This is a genomic window from Citrobacter sp. 506 (genome assembly GCF_050434985.1).
Classification (GTDB): domain Bacteria; phylum Pseudomonadota; class Gammaproteobacteria; order Enterobacterales; family Enterobacteriaceae; genus Citrobacter; species Citrobacter braakii.
Genome location: NZ_JBNDJN010000001.1, coordinates 161974 through 180784, shown reverse-complemented (window position 1 = coordinate 180784; position 18811 = coordinate 161974). Strand labels below are relative to the sequence as shown.

Genomic DNA, 18811 nt, shown 5'->3' with positions numbered 1-18811 from the left:
CGACCTAACACCTGAATATCAATGCTAAAATTAATACTCTCATCATAAATTCCACAAATATCGACTTTCTATGGAAAAAATTCAGGCCGATGGTCTGCCATTGCCCCAGCGATATGGCGCAATTTTAACCATTGTTATTGGCATTTCTATGGCAGTACTCGACGGTGCAATAGCGAACGTGGCCCTGCCAACTATCGCCGCCGATCTTCAGGCCTCACCTGCCAGCTCAATCTGGATTGTGAACGCCTATCAAATCGCGATCGTCGTTTCGCTCCTGTCCCTCTCTTTTTTAGGCGATCTATTCGGTTACCGGCGCATTTATAAGTGTGGCCTGGTCGTGTTCCTGCTTGCATCGCTATTTTGTGCCTTGTCAGATTCGTTGCACATGCTGACGCTGGCTCGCGTCGCCCAGGGTTTTGGCGGTGCGGCGCTAATGAGCGTGAATACGGCATTGATCCGACTTATTTATCCCCAGCGTCAGCTTGGGCGAGGGATGGGGATTAACTCTTTTATCGTCGCGGTCTCCTCGGCCGCGGGTCCGACCATTGCCGCAGCAATTCTTTCTATTGCCTCCTGGAAATGGCTGTTTCTGATTAACGTCCCGCTGGGAATAGTCGCCCTGTTGCTGGCGATGCGCTTTTTGCCGCCCAATGCGTCCCGCGGCACTAAACCACGCTTTGACCTGCCCAGTGCGGTAATGAATGCCTTAACGTTTGGCTTGTTAATTACGGCGCTCAGCGGCTTTGCACAAGGACAGTCGCTAAAACTGATTGGTGCCGAGCTTGTGGCGCTTATGGTGGTGGGTTTTTTCTTTATCCGACGCCAGCTCGCGCTGGAGGTGCCGTTACTGCCGGTTGACCTGTTACGCATTCCACTGTTTTCACTCTCGATTTGTACCTCGATATGTTCATTCTGCGCACAAATGCTGGCATTGGTTTCCCTGCCCTTCTTTATGCAAACGGTGCTCGGACGCAGCGAGGTCGAAACAGGCCTGCTGTTGACGCCATGGCCGCTGGCAACCATGGTGATGGCGCCGCTGGCGGGATATCTGATTGAACGCGTTCACGCCGGGCTGTTGGGCGCACTGGGCATGGCGTTAATGGCCAGCGGGTTGTTTTCGCTGGTGCTGCTGCCCGTTTCCCCCTCCGATTTTAATATCATCTGGCCGATGATTCTGTGCGGCGCAGGCTTTGGCTTGTTCCAGTCCCCAAATAATCACACCATCATCACCTCCGCACCGCGTGAACGCAGCGGTGGGGCGAGCGGTATGCTGGGGACGGCGCGCTTGCTGGGTCAGAGTACCGGGGCCGCGCTGGTCGCGCTGATGCTAAACCAGTTTGGCGACAGTGGAACGCACGTCTCGCTGATAGCCGCAGGCATTCTGGCCTCGCTGGCAGCAATTGTGAGTGGATTACGCATTACGCAACCGCGAGTTCAGGCATAATAAATATCCTCCGGCATAGCCGGAGGTTTTTCGGATGCGCCTATAAGGCTCTGTTACCAGCCGCGCCCTAACAGGCGCATACGATCTGACATTTGCATCAGACTTCGTTACTTACGGCCCGTAAACGGGCTACCCGGATAAGCGATCGATAACTGCTCACCCATTTTATCTTCTGCAAGCTGGTGCTTTATGTATTCCTGTATCTTCACCGTGTTCTTACCCACCGTATCTACGTAGTATCCCCGGCACCAGAACTCTCTATTCCTGTACTTGAATTTCATATCCCCAAACTGTTCATACAGCATCAGACTGCTTTTCCCTTTCAGATACCCCATAAAGCCGGATACGCTCATTTTGGGTGGGATTTCCACAAGCATATGAATATGATCTGCACAGCATTCCGCTTCCAGGATCCGCACGTTTTTCCACTCACACAGCTTTCTTAAGATGCTGCCTATCGCCCTGCGTTTCTCACCGTAGAATGCTTGTCTTCGGTATTTGGGCGCAAAAACTATGTGATATTTACAGTTCCATCGGGTGTGCGCTAAGCTCTTTTCGTCCCCCATTGGGACCCCCTTTTGATTTCTTGTTAAACATTTGCAGTTGCCAGACCGCAATGTGTTTTAACAAATCAAAAGGGGTTTTAATAACTGGCCCAAAGCTGAAAGCTTTCCGGAACCCCCAGCCTAGCTGGGGGTTTTCTGTGCACAAAAAAACGGGAACCTCTCGGTTCCCGTTTTCACACAACCCAGAATCTGGATTACATGTTTTCGATGATCGCGTCACCAAACTCTGAACATTTCAGCAGCTTAGCGCCTTCCATCAGACGTTCAAAGTCATAGGTTACGGTCTTGGCGTTAATTGCGCCTTCCATACCTTTAACGATCAGGTCAGCTGCTTCTACCCAACCCATGTGGCGCAGCATCATTTCAGCGGACAGAATAATGGAACCTGGGTTCACTTTATCCTGACCTGCATACTTCGGTGCAGTACCGTGGGTTGCTTCGAACAGCGCACATTCGTCGCCGATGTTCGCGCCCGGCGCGATACCAATACCACCAACCTGTGCGGCCAGCGCATCGGAGATGTAGTCGCCGTTCAGGTTCATACAGGCAATCACATCATATTCAGCCGGACGCAGCAGGATCTGTTGCAAGAACGCATCGGCGATAACATCCTTAACCACGATCTCTTTACCGGTTTTCGGGTTCTTGATTTTCACCCACGGACCGCCGTCGATCAGTTCACCACCGAATTCTTCACGCGCTAACTGGTAACCCCAGTCTTTGAACGCGCCTTCGGTGAATTTCATGATGTTACCTTTGTGTACCAGGGTAACAGAATCACGATCGTTAGCGATGGCGTATTCGATCGCCGCACGAACCAGACGTTTAGTCCCTTCTTCAGAACACGGTTTGATACCAATACCGCAATGCTCCGGGAAGCGGATTTTCTTCACGCCCATCTCTTCGCGCAGGAATTTAATCACTTTCTCGGCATCTGCAGAGTCCGCTTTCCATTCGATACCTGCGTAGATATCTTCGGAGTTTTCACGGAAGATGACCATGTCGGTCAGTTCAGGGTGCTTAACCGGGCTAGGCGTGCCCTGGTAATAACGCACCGGGCGTAGGCAGACATACAGGTCAAGTTCCTGACGCAGGGCAACGTTCAGAGAGCGAATACCGCCGCCAACTGGGGTGGTCAGTGGGCCTTTGATGGCAACACGATATTCACGAATCAGATCAAGGGTTTCAGCAGGCAGCCAGACGTCCTGGCCATAAACCTGAGTGGATTTCTCGCCGGTGTAGATTTCCATCCAGGAGATTTTACGCTCGCCTTTATAGGCTTTCTCGACAGCAGCATCGACAACTTTGATCATCGGTGGGGTTACATCAACGCCGATACCGTCGCCTTCAATGAACGGGATAATCGGATTTTCAGGAACGTTGAGTTTGCCGTTTTGCAGGGTGATCTTCTTACCTTCCGCCGGAACAACTACTTTGCTTTCCATTCACCTCTCCTTCGAGCGCTTCTGGTTCTGCTCGTCTGTCATCGCGCTGCATGTGCGTTTGCGTCCTGCTGCACGAATGCGTTAGAGCAATTTTTTGTTAATGTTTTGTAATGAGCATGTCAATACTACCCTAATGTTCGTCGCCATGAAAGACACTCGTTCTTAGGCTATAATGCGGCAATTGATATAATCTGAAAATACCATGCAAAAAACTTCTTTTAGAAATCACCGGGTTGAGCGATTCAGCTCACGACAAGTCACCAAACAGCGTAAAGAAAACCAGCCAAAACGCGTGGTTTTGTTCAATAAACCCTACGATGTTTTGCCACAATTTACTGACGAGGCGGGCAGAAGCACGTTAAAAGATTTTATTCCCGTGCCGGGAATTTATGCTGCGGGCCGACTCGACCGGGACAGCGAAGGACTTTTGGTGCTGACCAATGACGGCGCGCTGCAGGCGCGGTTAACGCAACCTGGCAAGCGTACGGGGAAAATCTATTACGTCCAGGTCGAAGGCGAGCCGACAGCAGAAGCGCTGGATGCGCTGCGTACCGGGGTGACGCTCAATGATGGTCCCACGCTGCCCGCAGGTATTGAAATAGTAGAGGAACCCACCTGGCTGTGGCCGAGAAATCCGCCTATTCGGGAACGGAAAAATATCCCCACCAGTTGGCTGAAAGTTACTTTATATGAAGGCCGTAACCGCCAGGTTCGTCGTATGACAGCGCATGTTGGATTCCCGACGCTGCGCCTCATCCGCTATGCCATGGGAGATTACACGCTGGAAAATCTCGCCAACGGTCAATGGCGGGATGCAACTAACTGAATAAGGAACAGGTATGTTCAAACCGCACGTCACGGTCGCCTGCATTGTGCATGCAGAAGATAAGTTCTTAGTCGTTGAGGAAACAATCAATGGCAAAGCCCTGTGGAATCAACCTGCAGGACATCTGGAAGCGGATGAAACCCTGGTGCAAGCCGCCGCTCGCGAACTGTGGGAAGAGACGGGCATCAAAGCGCAGCCGCAACACTTCATCCGGATGCATCAATGGATTGCGCCGGACAAAACGCCCTTTTTACGTTTTCTGTTTTCTATCGAGCTTGCCAATATGTGCGCTACTGAACCTCATGACAGCGATATAGATTGCTGTCGCTGGGTCAGCGCAGAAGAGGTTCTCTCAGCGCCAAATCTGCGTTCGCCGTTGGTTGCGGAGAGTATTCGTTGCTATCAGAGCGGACAGCGCTACCCGCTGGCGATGATCGGCGAATTTAACTGGCCGTTTACAGAGGGTGTCAAGTAAGGGGCTGCGTGCTAGAATATGCCGCCTTGAAGTTCAATGTCGTGAGTATTCCTATGTCTGAAAGCCCAAAAAAAGTGATCGTCGGCATGTCCGGCGGTGTCGATTCCTCCGTTTCTGCCTGGCTGTTACAACAACAGGGTTATCAGGTAGAAGGCCTGTTCATGAAGAACTGGGAAGAGGACGATGGCGAGGAATATTGCACAGCGGCCGCCGATCTTGCAGATGCGCAGGCTGTCTGTGACAAACTCGGCATTGAACTGCATACCGTCAACTTTGCTGCAGAATACTGGGACAACGTCTTTGAACTGTTCCTTGAAGAGTACAAAGCGGGCCGTACGCCAAACCCCGATATTCTGTGCAATAAAGAAATCAAGTTTAAAGCCTTCCTCGAGTTTGCCGCCGAAGATTTAGGTGCCGATTATATCGCCACCGGTCACTATGTGCGCCGCGCCGACGTCGACGGCAAAAGCCGCCTGCTGCGTGGACTTGATGGCAATAAAGACCAGAGCTATTTCCTCTACACGCTCGGTCATGAACAAATCGCGCAGAGCCTGTTCCCGGTAGGCGAACTGGAAAAACCGCAGGTGCGTAAAATTGCCGAAGATCTCGGTCTGATTACGGCCAAGAAAAAAGACTCAACTGGTATCTGCTTCATCGGCGAACGTAAGTTCCGCGAGTTTCTCGGTCGTTACCTGCCCGCTCAGCCTGGCAAAATCATCACCGTTGATGGCGAAGAGATTGGCCAGCATCAGGGGCTGATGTACCACACGCTGGGTCAGCGTAAAGGTCTGGGCATTGGCGGGACGAAAGAAGGCACGGAAGATCCGTGGTACGTGGTGGATAAAGACGTCGAGAACAACATTCTGGTTGTTGCTCAGGGTCATGAACACCCGCGTCTGATGTCCGTTGGCCTGGTGGCGCAACAGCTGCACTGGGTCGATCGCGAACCGTTCACCGGCACAATGCGCTGCACGGTGAAAACCCGCTATCGTCAGACCGACATTCCGTGCACCGTTAAGGCGCTGGATGCTGAGCGTATTGAAGTCATTTTCGACGAGCCAGTCGCGGCGGTAACGCCGGGTCAGTCGGCTGTCTTTTACAATGGCGAAGTGTGCCTCGGCGGCGGCATTATCGAACAACGATTGCCTCTGCCGGTATAATTACTTACACATCTAATACAAGGAAGCAGTGAACGTGGCAAAGAATTATTATGACATCACCCTCGCTCTGGCAGGCATTTGTCAGTCGGCACGCCTGGTGCAGGAACTGGCGCACCAGGGGCATTGTGATGCCGATGCATTGCACGTTTCACTGAACAGTGTCATCGACATGAATCCCAGCTCTACGCTGGGCGTGTTTGGCGGCAGCGAGGCCAACCTGCGTTTAGGTCTGGAAACGATGCTCGGCGTGCTCAACGCCAGCAGTCGTCAGGGGCTGAACGCGGAACTCACCCGCTACACGTTAAGCCTGATGGTGCTGGAGCGTAAGCTGTCAGCCGCTAAAGGCGCTATGGACACGCTGGGAGACCGCATCAACGGCTTGCAGCGCCAACTGGACCATTTTGATTTGCAGTCAGAAACGTTGATGAGTGCGATGGCAGGCATTTATGTTGACGTCATCAGCCCACTCGGCCCACGTATTCAGGTTACGGGCTCCCCGGCCATCCTTCAGAGCCCACAGGTTCAGGCTAAAGTACGCGCTTCCCTGCTGGCTGGCATTCGCGCTGCCGTGCTCTGGCATCAGGTTGGTGGAGGCCGTCTGCAACTCATGTTTTCTCGTAATCGCCTGACGACTCAGGCTAAACAAATTCTTGCTCATTTAACCCCGGAGTTGTGATCTATGGAATTATCCTCACTGACCGCCGTTTCCCCTGTCGATGGACGCTACGGCGATAAAGTCAGCGCGCTGCGCGGGATTTTCAGCGAATACGGTTTGCTGAAATTCCGTGTACAAGTTGAAGTACGCTGGCTGCAAAAACTGGCCGCGCACGCAGCGATCAAGGAAGTTCCTGCTTTTGCTGCCGACGCAATCGGTTTCCTTGATGCGATTGTCGCTAACTTCAATGAAGAAGATGCTGCGCGTATCAAAACCATTGAGCGTACGACCAACCATGACGTGAAGGCAGTTGAGTATTTCCTGAAAGAGAAAGTGGCGGATATCCCGGAACTGCATGCTGTTTCCGAGTTCATCCACTTCGCGTGTACCTCAGAAGACATCAACAACCTGTCTCATGCGCTGATGCTGAAAACCGCCCGTGACGAAGTGATTCTGCCGTACTGGCGCAAGCTTATCGACGCGGTGAAAGATCTTTCCGTCCAGTATCGCGATATTCCTCTGCTCTCCCGTACCCACGGTCAGCCAGCCACCCCGTCTACGCTGGGCAAAGAAATGGCTAACGTGGCTTACCGTATGGAGCGTCAGTACCGCCAGCTCAATCAGGTCGAAATTCTCGGCAAAATCAACGGTGCAGTCGGTAACTATAACGCCCACATCGCCGCTTATCCGGAAGTGGACTGGCATCAGTTCAGCGAAGAATTTGTCACCTCGCTGGGCATCCAGTGGAACCCGTACACCACGCAGATTGAGCCGCACGACTACATTGCCGAGCTGTTTGATTGCATCGCCCGTTTCAATACTATCCTGATCGACTTCGACCGCGATGTCTGGGGTTACGTGGCGCTGAACCATTTCAAACAGAAAACCATCGCGGGTGAAATTGGTTCCTCCACCATGCCGCACAAGGTGAACCCAATCGATTTCGAAAACTCCGAGGGTAACCTGGGCCTGTCTAACGCGGTTCTGCAGCATCTGGCGAGCAAACTGCCGGTCTCCCGCTGGCAGCGCGATCTGACGGACTCTACCGTTCTGCGTAACCTGGGCGTGGGGATTGGCTATGCGCTGATCGCTTATCAGTCCACGCTGAAAGGTGTGAGCAAACTGGAAGTGAACCGCGATCATCTGCTGGATGAACTGGATCATAACTGGGAAGTGCTGGCAGAGCCGATCCAGACCGTGATGCGTCGCTATGGCATTGAAAAACCATACGAGAAGCTGAAGGAACTGACCCGCGGCAAACGCGTTGACGCCGAAGGTATGAAGCAGTTTATCGACGGTCTGGCGCTGCCTGAAGACGAGAAAACTCGCCTGAAAGCAATGACGCCGGCCAATTACATTGGTCGCGCCGTCACCATGGTTGATGAACTGAAGTAATCTGTTTTACGCCTGTCAGGCCTGCATCATATCGTAGGCCTGCCAGGCGTAGCGCCATCAGGGATTATTGAGTCTTATGGCATTTCCGGCGGTGTAATGCCAAAGTGGTTCCACGCCCGCACCGTTGCCATACGTCCGCGCGGAGTTCGCTGCAGAAAACCTTGCTGAATCAGATACGGCTCCAGCACGTCCTCAATGGTTTCACGCTCTTCCCCAATCGCCGCCGCCAGGTTATCCAGTCCTACCGGGCCGCCGAAGAATTTATCGATAACCGCCAGCAGCAGCTTACGATCCATATAATCGAATCCTTCCGCATCCACATTGAGCATATCCAGTGCCTGAGCGGCAATATCTGCTGAAATTGTGCCGTCATGCTTCACTTCGGAGAAGTCACGTACCCGGCGTAATAAACGGTTGGCGATACGCGGCGTACCACGGGCGCGGCGTGCCACTTCCAATGCGCCTTCATCGCTCATTTCCAGTCCCATAAAGCGGGCGCTGCGTCCAACAATGTGCTGCAGGTCTGCCACCTGATAGAATTCCAGGCGCTGTACTATACCGAAGCGGTCACGCAGCGGAGACGTTAACGAACCGGCGCGCGTCGTCGCCCCGATCAAGGTAAACGGCGGCAGATCGATCTTAATCGAACGTGCGGCTGGTCCTTCGCCAATCATGATATCCAGCTGATAATCTTCCATCGCCGGATACAGCACCTCTTCCACCACCGGCGACAGGCGATGGATTTCATCGATAAACAGCACATCGTGCGGTTCAAGGTTGGTGAGCATTGCCGCCAGATCGCCCGCTTTTTCCAGTACCGGACCGGAAGTGGTGCGCAAATTAACGCCCATTTCATTGGCAACAATATTGGCAAGCGTGGTTTTACCGAGACCTGGAGGACCGAAAATCAGCAGGTGATCGAGGGCTTCACCGCGCAGCTTCGCCGCCTGGATAAAAATCTCCATTTGCGAACGCACCTGAGGCTGGCCAATATACTCTTCCAGCAATTTGGGGCGGATCGCGCGATCCACCAGATCTTCAGGGGTCGTGCTGACAGCCGAAATCAGGCGATCTGCTTCAATCATCCTTTACCTCACAATGCCGCGCGAAGCGCTTCACGAATCAGGGTTTCACTGCTGGCATCAGGGCGAGCAATTTTGCTCACCATGCGGCTGGCTTCCTGTGGTTTATAGCCTAACGCCACCAGCGCAGCAACCGCTTCCTGCTCGGCGTCATCCGTTGCAGGACTGGCCGGAGAGGTCAGGACCAGATCCGCCGCCGGCGTGAAGAGATCGCCATGCAAGCCTTTAAAGCGGTCTTTCATTTCCACAATCAAACGCTCTGCGGTTTTCTTACCTATGCCCGGTAATTTCACCAGCGCGCCAAGCTCTTCGCGCTCAACGGCATTAACGAACTGCTGTGCAGACATACCGGAGAGGATCGCCAGCGCCAGCTTCGGCCCGACGCCATTGGTTTTGATTAACTCTTTAAACAGCGTGCGTTCTTGTTTGTTGTTAAAACCATATAGCAGTTGAGCGTCTTCACGCACCACAAAATGGGTGAAGATAATCGCTTCCTGCCCGGCTTCCGGCAACTCGTAGAAACAGGTCATCGGCATATGGACTTCATAGCCTACTCCGCCGGTTTCCAGAAGGACCAGCGGGGGTTGTTTTTCAAGAATGATGCCTCTGAGTCTGCCTATCACGTGACGCTCCTGCGTTAAGGGCTAAAAGGTAATGCGCTATCATAAAAAAAGGCTGGATAGATATCCAGCCTCATTTGTCACTAACGTAACCGACCTCGCGCCAGATTCAGCCGCGACTCGCTCATTTGCATGGCGTTCTGGCTGACGTGGCAATGGGTAATAGCAATCGCCAGCGCATCCGCGGCATCCGCCTGCGGATTTGCCGGGAGTTTTAGCAGCGTGCGTACCATATGCTGAACCTGGCTTTTTTCCGCGCTGCCGATACCTACCACGGTCTGTTTTACCTGGCGGGCCGCATATTCAAAGACCGGAAGATCCTGATTGGTAGCCGCAACGATCGCCACGCCGCGCGCCTGCCCCAGCTTTAGCGCCGAGTCGGCATTCTTTGCCATAAAGACCTGCTCAATGGCAAAATAGTCGGGCTGGAACTGGGTGATGATTTCCGTCACGCCCGCATAAATCAACTTCAGACGTGATGGAAGATCGTCGACTTTGGTGCGAATGCAGCCGCTACCGAGGTAGGTCAGCTGTCTGCCGACCTGACGGATTACGCCATAACCGGTGATGCGCGACCCCGGGTCAATGCCGAGAATGATAGACATCACGCATCTCCTGTTAGTTTATGGCTTAACCACATCATTCGAGCGTTGCAGCAACCTCATCGGAGATTTCGCCGTTGTGGTAAACTTCCTGCACGTCGTCGCAGTCTTCCAGCATATCGATCAGACGCATCAGCTTCGGCGCCGTTTCTGCATCCATATCCGCTTTGGTGGAGGGGATCATAGACACTTCAGCCGCGTCCGCTTTCAGACCAGCCGCTTCCAGCGCATCACGCACTTTGCCCATCTCTTCCCACGCGGTGTAAACGTCAATCGCGCCGTCGTCGAAGGTCACAACGTCTTCAGCGCCCGCTTCCAGAGCCGCTTCCATAATGGCGTCTTCGTCGCCTTGTTCAAAGGAGATCACGCCTTTTTTGCTGAACAAGTAAGCTACGGAACCGTCGGTACCGAGGTTGCCGCCCGTTTTAGTGAATGCGTGACGCACTTCCGCAACGGTACGGTTACGGTTGTCAGACAGACACTCAATCATAACGGCTGTTCCGCCAGGACCGTAACCTTCATAGATGATGGTTTCCATGTTCGCATCATCGTCGCCACCAACACCACGCGCGATTGCACGGTTCAGGGTGTCACGGGTCATGTTGTTTGCCAGCGCTTTATCAACCGCGGCGCGCAGACGTGGGTTAGCATCCGGATCGCCGCCGCCCAGTTTGGCTGCCGTCACCAGTTCACGAATGATTTTGGTGAAAATTTTACCGCGTTTAGCATCCTGCGCTGCTTTACGATGTCTGGTGTTGGCCCATTTACTATGACCTGCCATAAATAATCTCTCCAAAAAGCGCGCCTTCTCAGGCGACGTTAATTACAAACTCTTCAATCGCCTGCCGGTTACTCCACGACTTGGTTAACTGCGCGGCTTCGTGCGCATTAACCCAACGGTAGGTCAGATGTTCGGTGAACACGATCTCTCGTTCAGAGGGAAGTGCCAGGCAAAACCAGGATTCAGTATTACGCTCAATTCCCGGCGCATAGCGATGACGTAAATGGCTAAAAATCTCAAATTCCACCGTGCGCTGACAGTCAATTAAGGTCAGTTGCTCAGTCGCAACATCAATGGCGACCTCTTCCTTTACTTCGCGCATCGCGGCTTGCGACGCGGTTTCACCCTCTTCAAGGCTGCCGGTGACCGACTGCCAGAAATCAGGATCGTCGCGTCGCTGTAACATCAGCACTCTCCCGGTGTCCTTTGCATAAATCACGACTAACACCGAGACAGGCTGTTTATATCTCATATCAGTTATTCTCGGCCTTCTTAACAACCTGAATGCTCAGTTCCGCCAGCGCGGCTTCATTGGCAAAGCTTGGCGCTTCAGTCATCAGACATGCTGCAGCCGTGGTTTTCGGGAAGGCAATAACGTCACGAATGTTGTCAGTACCGGTCAGCAGCATAGTCAAGCGATCCAGACCAAACGCCAGGCCCGCATGCGGCGGTGTACCGTATTTTAGCGCATCCAGCAGGAAGCCGAACTTCTCGCGCTGTTCTTGCTCGTTAATGCCCAGAATGCCGAATACGGTCTGCTGCATATCACCGTTGTGAATACGCACGGAACCACCGCCCACTTCATAGCCGTTGATGACCATATCGTAAGCGTTGGCAACCGCGTCTTCCGGCGCAGCTTTCAGCTCAGCGGCAGTCATGTCTTTTGGCGCGGTGAACGGGTGGTGCATCGCGGTCAGACCGCCTTCACCATCGTCTTCAAACATCGGGAAGTCGATAACCCACAGCGGCGCCCATTTGGCTTCGTCGGTAATGTTCAGGTCTTTGCCCAGTTTCAGACGCAGCGCGCCCATCGCGTCGGCAACCACTTTCTTGTTGTCGGCACCGAAGAAAATCATGTCGCCGTCTTGCGCACCGGTACGCTCCAGAATCGCGTCTACGATTTCTGCGTTCAGGAACTTAGCAACCGGGCTGGTGATGCCTTCCAGGCCTTTCGCACGCTCGGTGACTTTGATGTAAGCCAGACCTTTCGCGCCGTAAATCTTAATAAAGTTACCGTAATCGTCGATCTGCTTACGGCTTAAGCTCGCACCGCCCGGTACACGCAGGGCAGCCACGCGGCCTTTCGCATCGTTCGCCGGACCAGAGAACACGGCGAACTCAACGCCTTTCACCAGATCGGCAACGTCAACCAGTTCCATCGGGTTACGCAGGTCTGGTTTATCGGAACCGTAACGACGCTCGGCTTCAGCAAAGGTCATGATCGGGAAATCACCCAGATCCATACCTTTAACTTCCAGCCACAGGTTACGCACCAGCGCTTCCATCACTTCACGCACCTGCGGCGCGGTCATGAAGGAAGTCTCAACGTCGATCTGAGTAAATTCAGGCTGACGGTCAGCACGTAAGTCTTCATCACGGAAGCATTTTACGATCTGATAGTAGCGGTCAAAACCGGACATCATCAGCAACTGTTTAAACAGCTGAGGAGACTGCGGCAGCGCGTAGAACTTACCTTTATGAACACGAGAAGGAACCAGGTAATCGCGCGCGCCTTCTGGCGTAGCTTTGGTCAGCATCGGAGTTTCGATGTCGAGGAAGCCGTGATCGTCCATAAAACGACGCACCAGGCTGGTAATTTTGGCACGCGTTTTCAGGCGCTGCGCCATTTCAGGGCGACGCAGATCCAGGTAGCGATACTTCAGTCGCGCTTCTTCGGTGTTTACGTGGTTAGAGTCCAGCGGCAGCGAGTCTGAACGGTTGATGATGGTCAGATCGGAGGCCAGCACTTCAATTTCGCCAGTCGCCATATCGGCGTTGACGTTTTTCGCGTCACGCGCACGCACGGTGCCCGTAACCTGGATACAGAACTCATTACGCAGTTCGGAGGCCAGCTTTAACGCATCCGCACGGTCCGGATCGAAAAATACCTGCACGATACCTTCGCGGTCGCGCATATCGATAAAGATCAGGCTACCAAGATCACGACGACGGTTGACCCAACCACACAGAGTCACCTGCTGCCCCTCGTGGGACAGACGTAGCTGTCCGCAATATTCTGTACGCATGAGATATCCCTTAACTTTGCCGCAGGCGGATTGTCACCTGTCTCGCAGGTGACGAAGTCGCAGCTTTAGCTGAATGTCACAACTGAATGAAAAAAGGCGGCTATTATACTGGAAATTCTGCCGCACGATAAGTCCGGTACTGACTGTACGCCTGTTTCCTGGACGGGCATTGCGTAATCTCACAAAAAATAACAAAAATTGTCGTCCCTTTCACACTGATTCGCGATTAAGGTGTAACGGAATTCTTTTTTTACTGGAGTGATCATGCTGGAACTGAACGCAAAAACAACCGCTCTTGTTGTTATTGATCTACAGGAAGGTATCCTGCCTTTCGCTGGCGGCCCACACTCGGCAAACGACGTGGTTGCCCGCGCCGCGCAGTTGGCGGAAAAATTCCGTGCCCACGGTTCCCCGGTGGTAATGGTGCGCGTCGGCTGGTCTGACGATTATGCCGAAGCGCTGAAACAGCCAGTTGATGCTCACGCTCCGGCCAAAGCGTTACCCGAAAACTGGTGGAATTACCCGAGCGCTCTGGGCAAATGCGCCAGCGACCTCGAAGTGACCAAACGCCAGTGGGGAGCTTTCTACGGCACCGATCTGGAATTACAACTGCGTCGTCGGGGCATCGAGACCATCGTCCTGTGCGGCATTTCCACAAATATTGGCGTGGAGTCGACGGCGCGAAATGCGTGGGAGCTGGGTTTTAATCTGATCGTTGCAGAAAACGCCTGTAGTGCCGCCAGCGCTGAGCAACATCAGGGCAGCATGACGCATATTTTCCCGCGTATCGCACGCGTACGCAGCGTGGATGAGATCCTGCAAGCGCTATGATTTATATCGGTTTACCCCAGTGGGCGCATCCCAAATGGGTGCGTCTGGGGATCACCAGCCTTGAAGAGTATGCCCGCCACTTTAACTGTGTGGAGGGCAATACCACGCTGTACGCGCTGCCAAAAGCCGACATTGTGGCCCGCTGGCATGCGCAGACTACCGATGCGTTTCGATTTTGTTTTAAGTTTCCGGCCACCATTTCGCATCAGGCCGCGCTGCGTAATTGCGATGACCTGGTACAAGAGTTTTTCACGCGCATGTCGCCACTTGAATCACGCATTGGGCAATACTGGCTGCAATTACCCGCAACTTTTGGCCCGCACGACCTGCCAGCCTTGTGGCAGTTTCTCGATGCGCTCCCCAAATCCTTTACCTACGGTGTGGAAGTTCGCCATCCGGACTTCTTTGCCAAAGGCGAAACAGAGCAACGATTCAATCGAGGCCTACATGAGCGCAGGGTAAATCGGGTGATTCTGGACAGTCGACCGGTACATGCCGCAATACCACATACTGAAGCGATACGTGACGCCCAGCGCAAGAAGCCAAAGGTTCCGGTGCATGCAGTGGTGACGGCAAACCATCCGATGGTACGCTTTATCGGCAGCGATAATATGGCACAAAACAGCGCGCTTTTTGCCGTCTGGCTGACCAAGCTGTCGCAATGGCAACAAACCACAACGCCGTATCTGTTTTTACATACCCCGGATATTGCGCAGGCCCCGGAGCTTGTCGATACGCTATGGGCAAATTTACGCAGCGCCCTGCCAGAGATCGGATCAGCTCCGTCTATTCCACAGCAATCTTCTCTTTTCTGAAAATGCCACCTATCATAGTCAATGCCATCAGCCATTTTAAAAGGGAGTTTGTATGGTAAGCGCGCTTTATGCCGTATTGGGTGCGTTATTGTTAATTAAGTTCTCCTTTGACGTCGTTCGCCTGCGCATGCAATACCGCGTTGCATATGGTGACGGAGGTTTTAGCGAACTACAAAGCGCTATCCGCATTCACGGTAATGCGGTGGAATATATTCCTGTCGCATTGGTGCTGCTGTTATTTATGGAAATGAACGGCGCTGAAACGTGGATGGTGCATATTTGCGGGCTGATTTTGATTGCCGGACGACTGATGCATTATTACGGATTTCACCACCGGCTTTTCCGCTGGCGCCGTTCAGGCATGAGCGCGACCTGGTGTTCGCTGTTGCTAATGGTGCTGGCGAATCTTTGGTATATGCCCTGGGAGTTGGTTTTCTCCCTGCATTAGCGCACAATACGCCACTTTATTTTTCCCGGATTTTTACGTTATGTCTCACCGCGACACGCTTTTTTCTGCGCCTATCGCCAGTCTGGGTGACTGGACCTTTGATGAACGGGTAGCTGAAGTCTTCCCGGATATGATCCAGCGATCCGTTCCTGGCTATTCCAATATCATTTCCATGATTGGGATGTTGGCCGAACGTTTCGTACAACCCAACACACAGGTCTACGATCTGGGCTGTTCTCTGGGCGCGGCGACGCTCTCGGTGCGTCGCAATATTCATCACGAGAATTGCAAAATTATTGCCGTTGATAACTCCCCGGCTATGGTTGAGCGCTGCCGCCGTCATATTGACGCCTATAAAGCGCCGACACCGGTTGACGTTGTCGAAGGCGATATTCGCAACATTACTATCGAAAACGCCTCGATGGTGGTGCTGAATTTTACCCTGCAATTCCTTGAGCCACCTGAGCGCCAGGCATTGTTGGATAAGATTTATCAGGGGCTGAACCCCGGCGGCGCGCTGGTGCTGTCTGAGAAATTCAGTTTCGAAGACGCTAACGTTGGCGAGCTGCTGTTCAACATGCACCACGATTTCAAACGGGCAAATGGCTATAGCGAGCTGGAAATCAGCCAAAAGCGCAGCATGCTGGAGAACGTGATGCTGACCGACTCGGTCGAAACGCACAAAGCGAGACTGCATCAGGCGGGCTTTGAACACAGCGAATTGTGGTTCCAGTGCTTTAACTTTGGTTCTCTGGTGGCACTGAAAGCTGAGGTTAGCGCATGATCGACTTTGGTAACTTTTATCAACTGATTGCCAAAAATCACCTTTCCCATTGGCTGGAAACGCTCCCGGCGCAAATCGCGACCTGGCAGCGCGATCAGCACGGCTTGTTTAAGCAGTGGTCAAATGCCGTCGAGTTTCTGCCCGAGCTAACGCCGCATCGCCTGGACTTACTGCATAGCGTTACCGCCGAAAGCGATGAGCCGCTCAGCGACGGTCAGCTCAAACGTATCGACACCCTGATGCGTAACCTGATGCCATGGCGTAAAGGGCCGTACTCGTTGTACGGCGTCAATATAGATACCGAGTGGCGCTCGGACTGGAAATGGGATCGCGTTCTGCCGCACTTGTCTGACCTCACCGGGCGCACCATTCTTGATGTCGGCTGCGGGAGTGGATATCACATGTGGCGCATGATTGGCGCGGGGGCGCATCTGGCGGTTGGCATCGATCCTACCCAGCTGTTTCTGTGCCAGTTTGAGGCAGTACGTAAACTGCTGGGCAATGACCAGCGCGCTCACCTGCTGCCGCTGGGTATTGAGCAGCTTCCGGCGCTCAACGCCTTTGATACCGTATTCTCCATGGGAGTGCTTTATCACCGCCGTTCACCGCTGGAACACCTGTGGCAGTTGAAGGATCAGTTGGTGAAAGATGGCGAACTGGTACTGGAAACGCTGGTCGTCGAAGGTGATGAAAATACCGTACTGGTACCGGGCGATCGCTACGCGCAGATGCGTAACGTTTACTTTATTCCTTCTGCGCTGGCGTTAAAAAACTGGCTGGAAAAATGCGGGTTTGTTGATGTGCGCATCGCTGATGTCTGCGTCACCACCACCGAAGAGCAGCGCCGCACCGAGTGGATGATAACCGAATCCCTGGCCGACTTCCTCGACCCGAACGATCACAGCAAAACGGTGGAAGGCTACCCGGCCCCATTACGCGCGGTATTGATTGCACGTAAGCCGTAGTTATTTTTGCCAGATAGCACTCTTTCTGCAAAATAGTTCAACTTGCAGCAAGGCAGACAACTCCGCTGCGGCTTGAAATATGCAGGATAAAAAAAGGCCCCTGTTGAAATTGCAGGGGCCTGGTACGAGCAAGCATCATATTGGGCGACATGATGCAACGGTAAAAATCAGCTGGCCTGGTGGTGTGCAATGATTGCTTTCATTTCCGCAACCGCCGCCCCGTCTACTGCATAGCGTGAATACTCATCCGCCTGTGCATCAGAAGACATCGACAACCCCGAATTGCGATAACGCATGGGGGAAGCCAGCCATACTCCGGCAGAACTGTGGACTTCCTGCACTCCAGCATCAAGGAACAGGGACAAATTCGAGGCGCGAACCCCCGCTCCGGCCATAATGATTGGAGCATCCCCCTGCGCAATAAGTTCCATAATTTTTGTTAAACCTTGCGCCGCATCTGATTTTTGCCCGGAAGTCAGCACTCTGGCAATGCCCAAATCAGCTAATTTTTTTAGCGCATTGAGTGGGTTAGCGCACATGTCAAAGGCCCGATGAAAAGTGACGTGCAGCGGTCCCGCCGCGATCATTATTTTCTCCATGCGCGGCATATCGACATCACCCTCTGCATCTAAAATGCCGGTTACCAACCCTGAGAACCCCAGATCTCTTACCATTGCAATATCATCCAGCATTGCAGCGAATTCACCGTCGGTGTAACAAAAGTCGCCCCCGCGCGGGCGAATAATGGGATTGACCGGAATCGAGATATACTGGCGAACCGAACGCAAGACGCCCAGGGACGGCGTTAAGCCCCCTTCTTTGGGCGCCGAGCAAAGCTCAATGCGATCCGCGCCGTTTTGCTGCGCCATGCGCGCGCACTCCATGCTGTAACAGCAGATTTCCAGTAATGCCATACTCACTCCTGACGTTCGCTTGCCACAATGGCTTCAATCGACCACGGATGGAATTTTATCGTCACGCTGCCATCGCTGACCGCCAGCGTTGGATTCGGTAAACGTTCGCGCTCACCTTTTGGCGAACTGGTTTTTACAAATATACCCGGCTGGCTCAGCCCGTGATCTGAAAGCAGCGCCAGCGCTCGTGCATTCAGCGTCTCCACCTCACCCGGCAGAACAATTTCAACATGCTCCCAGCCCTCATGCGGATAACGCTTTTCGCCCGGCCACGGCAGTTCTACGATAGTAAATTGCCAGTGTTGCACACAAACTGGCTCATCGAGTTTGAACAAGCAAATCGGTCGGCCATTGATGATATTTTCTGACAGCAATTCGCCGCACTGTTCAAACCCACGACGCCAGCGCTCTGCGGTGGTATTTTGATGACAACGCAGAGAAATGTGATCGGCTTCAAGCGATGAGATATCCAGCCCAAGGCGAGTGGAAAGATCCGTTAACGCCTGAATGAAATGCGGTAAATCTGCGGAAATATCATGCAGTTCTGCAACTGTTTGCCAGTTCGCCATAATGAAAGCTCATATCCATATTCAAAGCCGCTAATTTACCCTGTTGTGCAGCCCCAACCAACTGCTGATTTTCTTAAGCGCAATATGAATAATTATACGTAATGACAATGTTTATATTTCAGGCTGCTGGCGATACTCGCAATGCTGACGGCAACGGGCATTTGCAGTATACTCCCGCCCTTAATTCT

21 protein-coding genes are annotated in these 18811 nt (G+C 53.1%); 11 read left to right on the top strand and 10 right to left on the bottom strand.

Going from position 1 to position 18811, the window contains the following annotated elements; all coding sequences use genetic code 11:
• The first annotated feature begins 70 nt into the window (after positions 1-70).
• Complete coding sequence (locus ABIE10_RS00995) at positions 71-1444, top strand: MFS transporter (RefSeq protein ID WP_429154388.1); 1374 nt, start codon at positions 71-73, stop codon at positions 1442-1444.
• A gap of 107 nt (positions 1445-1551) precedes the next feature.
• Here the strand turns inward: ABIE10_RS00995 and tnpA are convergent, their stop codons facing one another.
• Together tnpA and icd are read right to left on the bottom strand one after the other, a co-directional pair.
• A complete protein-coding gene (gene tnpA, locus ABIE10_RS00990) occupies positions 1552-2010 on the bottom strand; it encodes an IS200/IS605 family transposase (RefSeq protein WP_131381019.1) in 459 nt (152 codons plus the stop codon).
• Between the two features lie 194 nt (positions 2011-2204).
• On the bottom strand, positions 2205-3455 hold the full coding sequence (icd, locus tag ABIE10_RS00985; RefSeq protein WP_088902426.1) for an NADP-dependent isocitrate dehydrogenase: 1251 nt from the start codon (positions 3453-3455) through the stop codon (positions 2205-2207).
• 202 nt (positions 3456-3657) lie between these two features.
• On the opposite strand from icd, the gene rluE reads away from it, so the two are divergent.
• From rluE to purB, 5 genes are read left to right on the top strand one after another with little or no spacing between them, the layout of a single operon-like run.
• On the top strand, positions 3658-4281 hold the full coding sequence (rluE, locus tag ABIE10_RS00980; protein ID WP_016153406.1) for a 23S rRNA pseudouridine(2457) synthase RluE: 624 nt from the start codon (positions 3658-3660) through the stop codon (positions 4279-4281).
• Between the two features lie 13 nt (positions 4282-4294).
• The gene (locus ABIE10_RS00975) at positions 4295-4756 is read left to right on the top strand and encodes an NUDIX hydrolase (protein ID WP_016153407.1); all 462 of its coding nucleotides are present in this window, start codon (positions 4295-4297) and stop codon (positions 4754-4756) included.
• Positions 4757-4809: 53 nt separating this feature from the next.
• The gene (gene mnmA / locus ABIE10_RS00970) at positions 4810-5916 is read left to right on the top strand and encodes a tRNA 2-thiouridine(34) synthase MnmA (RefSeq protein WP_003832402.1); all 1107 of its coding nucleotides are present in this window, start codon (positions 4810-4812) and stop codon (positions 5914-5916) included.
• Positions 5917-5950: 34 nt separating this feature from the next.
• A complete protein-coding gene (gene hflD / locus ABIE10_RS00965) occupies positions 5951-6592 on the top strand; it encodes a high frequency lysogenization protein HflD (protein WP_016153409.1) in 642 nt (213 codons plus the stop codon).
• 3 nt (positions 6593-6595) lie between these two features.
• Positions 6596-7966 (top strand): adenylosuccinate lyase, encoded by a 1371-nt coding sequence (purB, locus tag ABIE10_RS00960; protein ID WP_047497704.1) that lies wholly within the window; start codon positions 6596-6598, stop codon positions 7964-7966.
• A gap of 74 nt (positions 7967-8040) precedes the next feature.
• Here purB and ruvB read toward each other — a convergent pair whose 3' ends face one another.
• From ruvB to aspS, 6 genes are all read right to left on the bottom strand, one after another.
• Positions 8041-9051, bottom strand: a complete 1011-nt coding sequence (ruvB, locus tag ABIE10_RS00955; protein WP_016153411.1) for a Holliday junction branch migration DNA helicase RuvB — start codon at positions 9049-9051, stop codon at positions 8041-8043.
• 8 nt (positions 9052-9059) lie between these two features.
• Complete coding sequence (gene ruvA, locus ABIE10_RS00950; RefSeq protein WP_016153412.1) at positions 9060-9671, bottom strand: Holliday junction branch migration protein RuvA; 612 nt, start codon at positions 9669-9671, stop codon at positions 9060-9062.
• 80 nt (positions 9672-9751) lie between these two features.
• Entirely contained in the window at positions 9752-10273 is a 522-nt protein-coding gene (ruvC, locus tag ABIE10_RS00945; protein ID WP_003034867.1) for a crossover junction endodeoxyribonuclease RuvC, read from the bottom strand.
• A 34-nt stretch (positions 10274-10307) separates the two neighbouring features.
• Positions 10308-11051: a YebC/PmpR family DNA-binding transcriptional regulator gene (locus ABIE10_RS00940; RefSeq protein ID WP_016153413.1), complete on the bottom strand. Its 744-nt coding sequence runs from the start codon at positions 11049-11051 to the stop codon at positions 10308-10310.
• A gap of 28 nt (positions 11052-11079) precedes the next feature.
• Positions 11080-11523, bottom strand: a complete 444-nt coding sequence (gene nudB / locus ABIE10_RS00935; RefSeq protein WP_016153414.1) for a dihydroneopterin triphosphate diphosphatase — start codon at positions 11521-11523, stop codon at positions 11080-11082.
• Position 11524: 1 nt separating this feature from the next.
• Positions 11525-13297 carry an aspartate--tRNA ligase gene (gene aspS, locus ABIE10_RS00930; protein WP_425135076.1) on the bottom strand — a complete coding sequence of 591 codons (1773 nt, stop codon included), beginning with the start codon at positions 13295-13297 and terminating at the stop codon, positions 11525-11527.
• Between the two features lie 264 nt (positions 13298-13561).
• Between aspS and ABIE10_RS00925 the strand changes: the two genes are divergently transcribed.
• The 5 genes from ABIE10_RS00925 to cmoB are packed head-to-tail and all read left to right on the top strand — an operon-like array spanning position 13562 to position 17140.
• Positions 13562-14128, top strand: coding sequence for a hydrolase (locus ABIE10_RS00925; RefSeq protein ID WP_169330028.1), 567 nt, complete (start codon positions 13562-13564; stop codon positions 14126-14128).
• Positions 14125-14943, top strand: coding sequence for a DUF72 domain-containing protein (locus ABIE10_RS00920; protein ID WP_016156804.1), 819 nt, complete (start codon positions 14125-14127; stop codon positions 14941-14943). The genes ABIE10_RS00925 and ABIE10_RS00920 overlap by 4 nt, the downstream gene beginning before the upstream one ends.
• Before the next feature lie 52 nt (positions 14944-14995).
• On the top strand, positions 14996-15391 hold the full coding sequence (locus ABIE10_RS00915) for an MAPEG family protein (RefSeq protein WP_016153418.1): 396 nt from the start codon (positions 14996-14998) through the stop codon (positions 15389-15391).
• 40 nt (positions 15392-15431) lie between these two features.
• Positions 15432-16175, top strand: a complete 744-nt coding sequence (gene cmoA, locus ABIE10_RS00910; RefSeq protein WP_016153419.1) for a carboxy-S-adenosyl-L-methionine synthase CmoA — start codon at positions 15432-15434, stop codon at positions 16173-16175.
• Positions 16172-17140, top strand: a complete 969-nt coding sequence (gene cmoB / locus ABIE10_RS00905; protein WP_016153420.1) for a tRNA 5-methoxyuridine(34)/uridine 5-oxyacetic acid(34) synthase CmoB — start codon at positions 16172-16174, stop codon at positions 17138-17140. The genes cmoA and cmoB overlap by 4 nt, the downstream gene beginning before the upstream one ends.
• A 167-nt stretch (positions 17141-17307) precedes the next feature.
• On the opposite strand, the gene cutC is transcribed toward cmoB, so the two are convergent.
• On the bottom strand, positions 17308-18054 hold the full coding sequence (cutC, locus tag ABIE10_RS00900) for a copper homeostasis protein CutC (protein ID WP_142417399.1): 747 nt from the start codon (positions 18052-18054) through the stop codon (positions 17308-17310).
• A 2-nt stretch (positions 18055-18056) separates the two neighbouring features.
• Positions 18057-18623: a VOC family protein gene (locus ABIE10_RS00895; RefSeq protein WP_016153422.1), complete on the bottom strand. Its 567-nt coding sequence runs from the start codon at positions 18621-18623 to the stop codon at positions 18057-18059.
• Positions 18624-18811: the final 188 nt, after the last annotated feature.

Bases quoted from the DNA above. Each gene is read 5' to 3' on its own strand.
- ABIE10_RS00995 (WP_429154388.1), top strand. From the start codon at position 71: ATGGAAAAAATTCAGGCCGATGGTCTGCCATTGCCCCAGCGATATGGC.
- tnpA (WP_131381019.1), bottom strand. From the start codon at position 2,010: ATGGGGGACGAAAAGAGCTTAGCGCACACCCGATGGAACTGTAAATAT.
- icd (WP_088902426.1), bottom strand. From the start codon at position 3,455: ATGGAAAGCAAAGTAGTTGTTCCGGCGGAAGGTAAGAAGATCACCCTG.
- rluE (WP_016153406.1), top strand. From the start codon at position 3,658: ATGCAAAAAACTTCTTTTAGAAATCACCGGGTTGAGCGATTCAGCTCA.
- ABIE10_RS00975 (WP_016153407.1), top strand. From the start codon at position 4,295: ATGTTCAAACCGCACGTCACGGTCGCCTGCATTGTGCATGCAGAAGAT.
- mnmA (WP_003832402.1), top strand. From the start codon at position 4,810: ATGTCTGAAAGCCCAAAAAAAGTGATCGTCGGCATGTCCGGCGGTGTC.
- purB (WP_047497704.1), top strand. From the start codon at position 6,596: ATGGAATTATCCTCACTGACCGCCGTTTCCCCTGTCGATGGACGCTAC.
- ruvB (WP_016153411.1), bottom strand. From the start codon at position 9,051: ATGATTGAAGCAGATCGCCTGATTTCGGCTGTCAGCACGACCCCTGAA.
- ruvC (WP_003034867.1), bottom strand. From the start codon at position 10,273: ATGTCTATCATTCTCGGCATTGACCCGGGGTCGCGCATCACCGGTTAT.
- ABIE10_RS00940 (WP_016153413.1), bottom strand. From the start codon at position 11,051: ATGGCAGGTCATAGTAAATGGGCCAACACCAGACATCGTAAAGCAGCG.
- nudB (WP_016153414.1), bottom strand. From the start codon at position 11,523: ATGAGATATAAACAGCCTGTCTCGGTGTTAGTCGTGATTTATGCAAAG.
- aspS (WP_425135076.1), bottom strand. From the start codon at position 13,297: ATGCGTACAGAATATTGCGGACAGCTACGTCTGTCCCACGAGGGGCAG.
- ABIE10_RS00925 (WP_169330028.1), top strand. From the start codon at position 13,562: ATGCTGGAACTGAACGCAAAAACAACCGCTCTTGTTGTTATTGATCTA.
- ABIE10_RS00920 (WP_016156804.1), top strand. From the start codon at position 14,125: ATGATTTATATCGGTTTACCCCAGTGGGCGCATCCCAAATGGGTGCGT.
- ABIE10_RS00915 (WP_016153418.1), top strand. From the start codon at position 14,996: ATGGTAAGCGCGCTTTATGCCGTATTGGGTGCGTTATTGTTAATTAAG.
- cmoA (WP_016153419.1), top strand. From the start codon at position 15,432: ATGTCTCACCGCGACACGCTTTTTTCTGCGCCTATCGCCAGTCTGGGT.
- cmoB (WP_016153420.1), top strand. From the start codon at position 16,172: ATGATCGACTTTGGTAACTTTTATCAACTGATTGCCAAAAATCACCTT.
- cutC (WP_142417399.1), bottom strand. From the start codon at position 18,054: ATGGCATTACTGGAAATCTGCTGTTACAGCATGGAGTGCGCGCGCATG.
- ABIE10_RS00895 (WP_016153422.1), bottom strand. From the start codon at position 18,623: ATGGCGAACTGGCAAACAGTTGCAGAACTGCATGATATTTCCGCAGAT.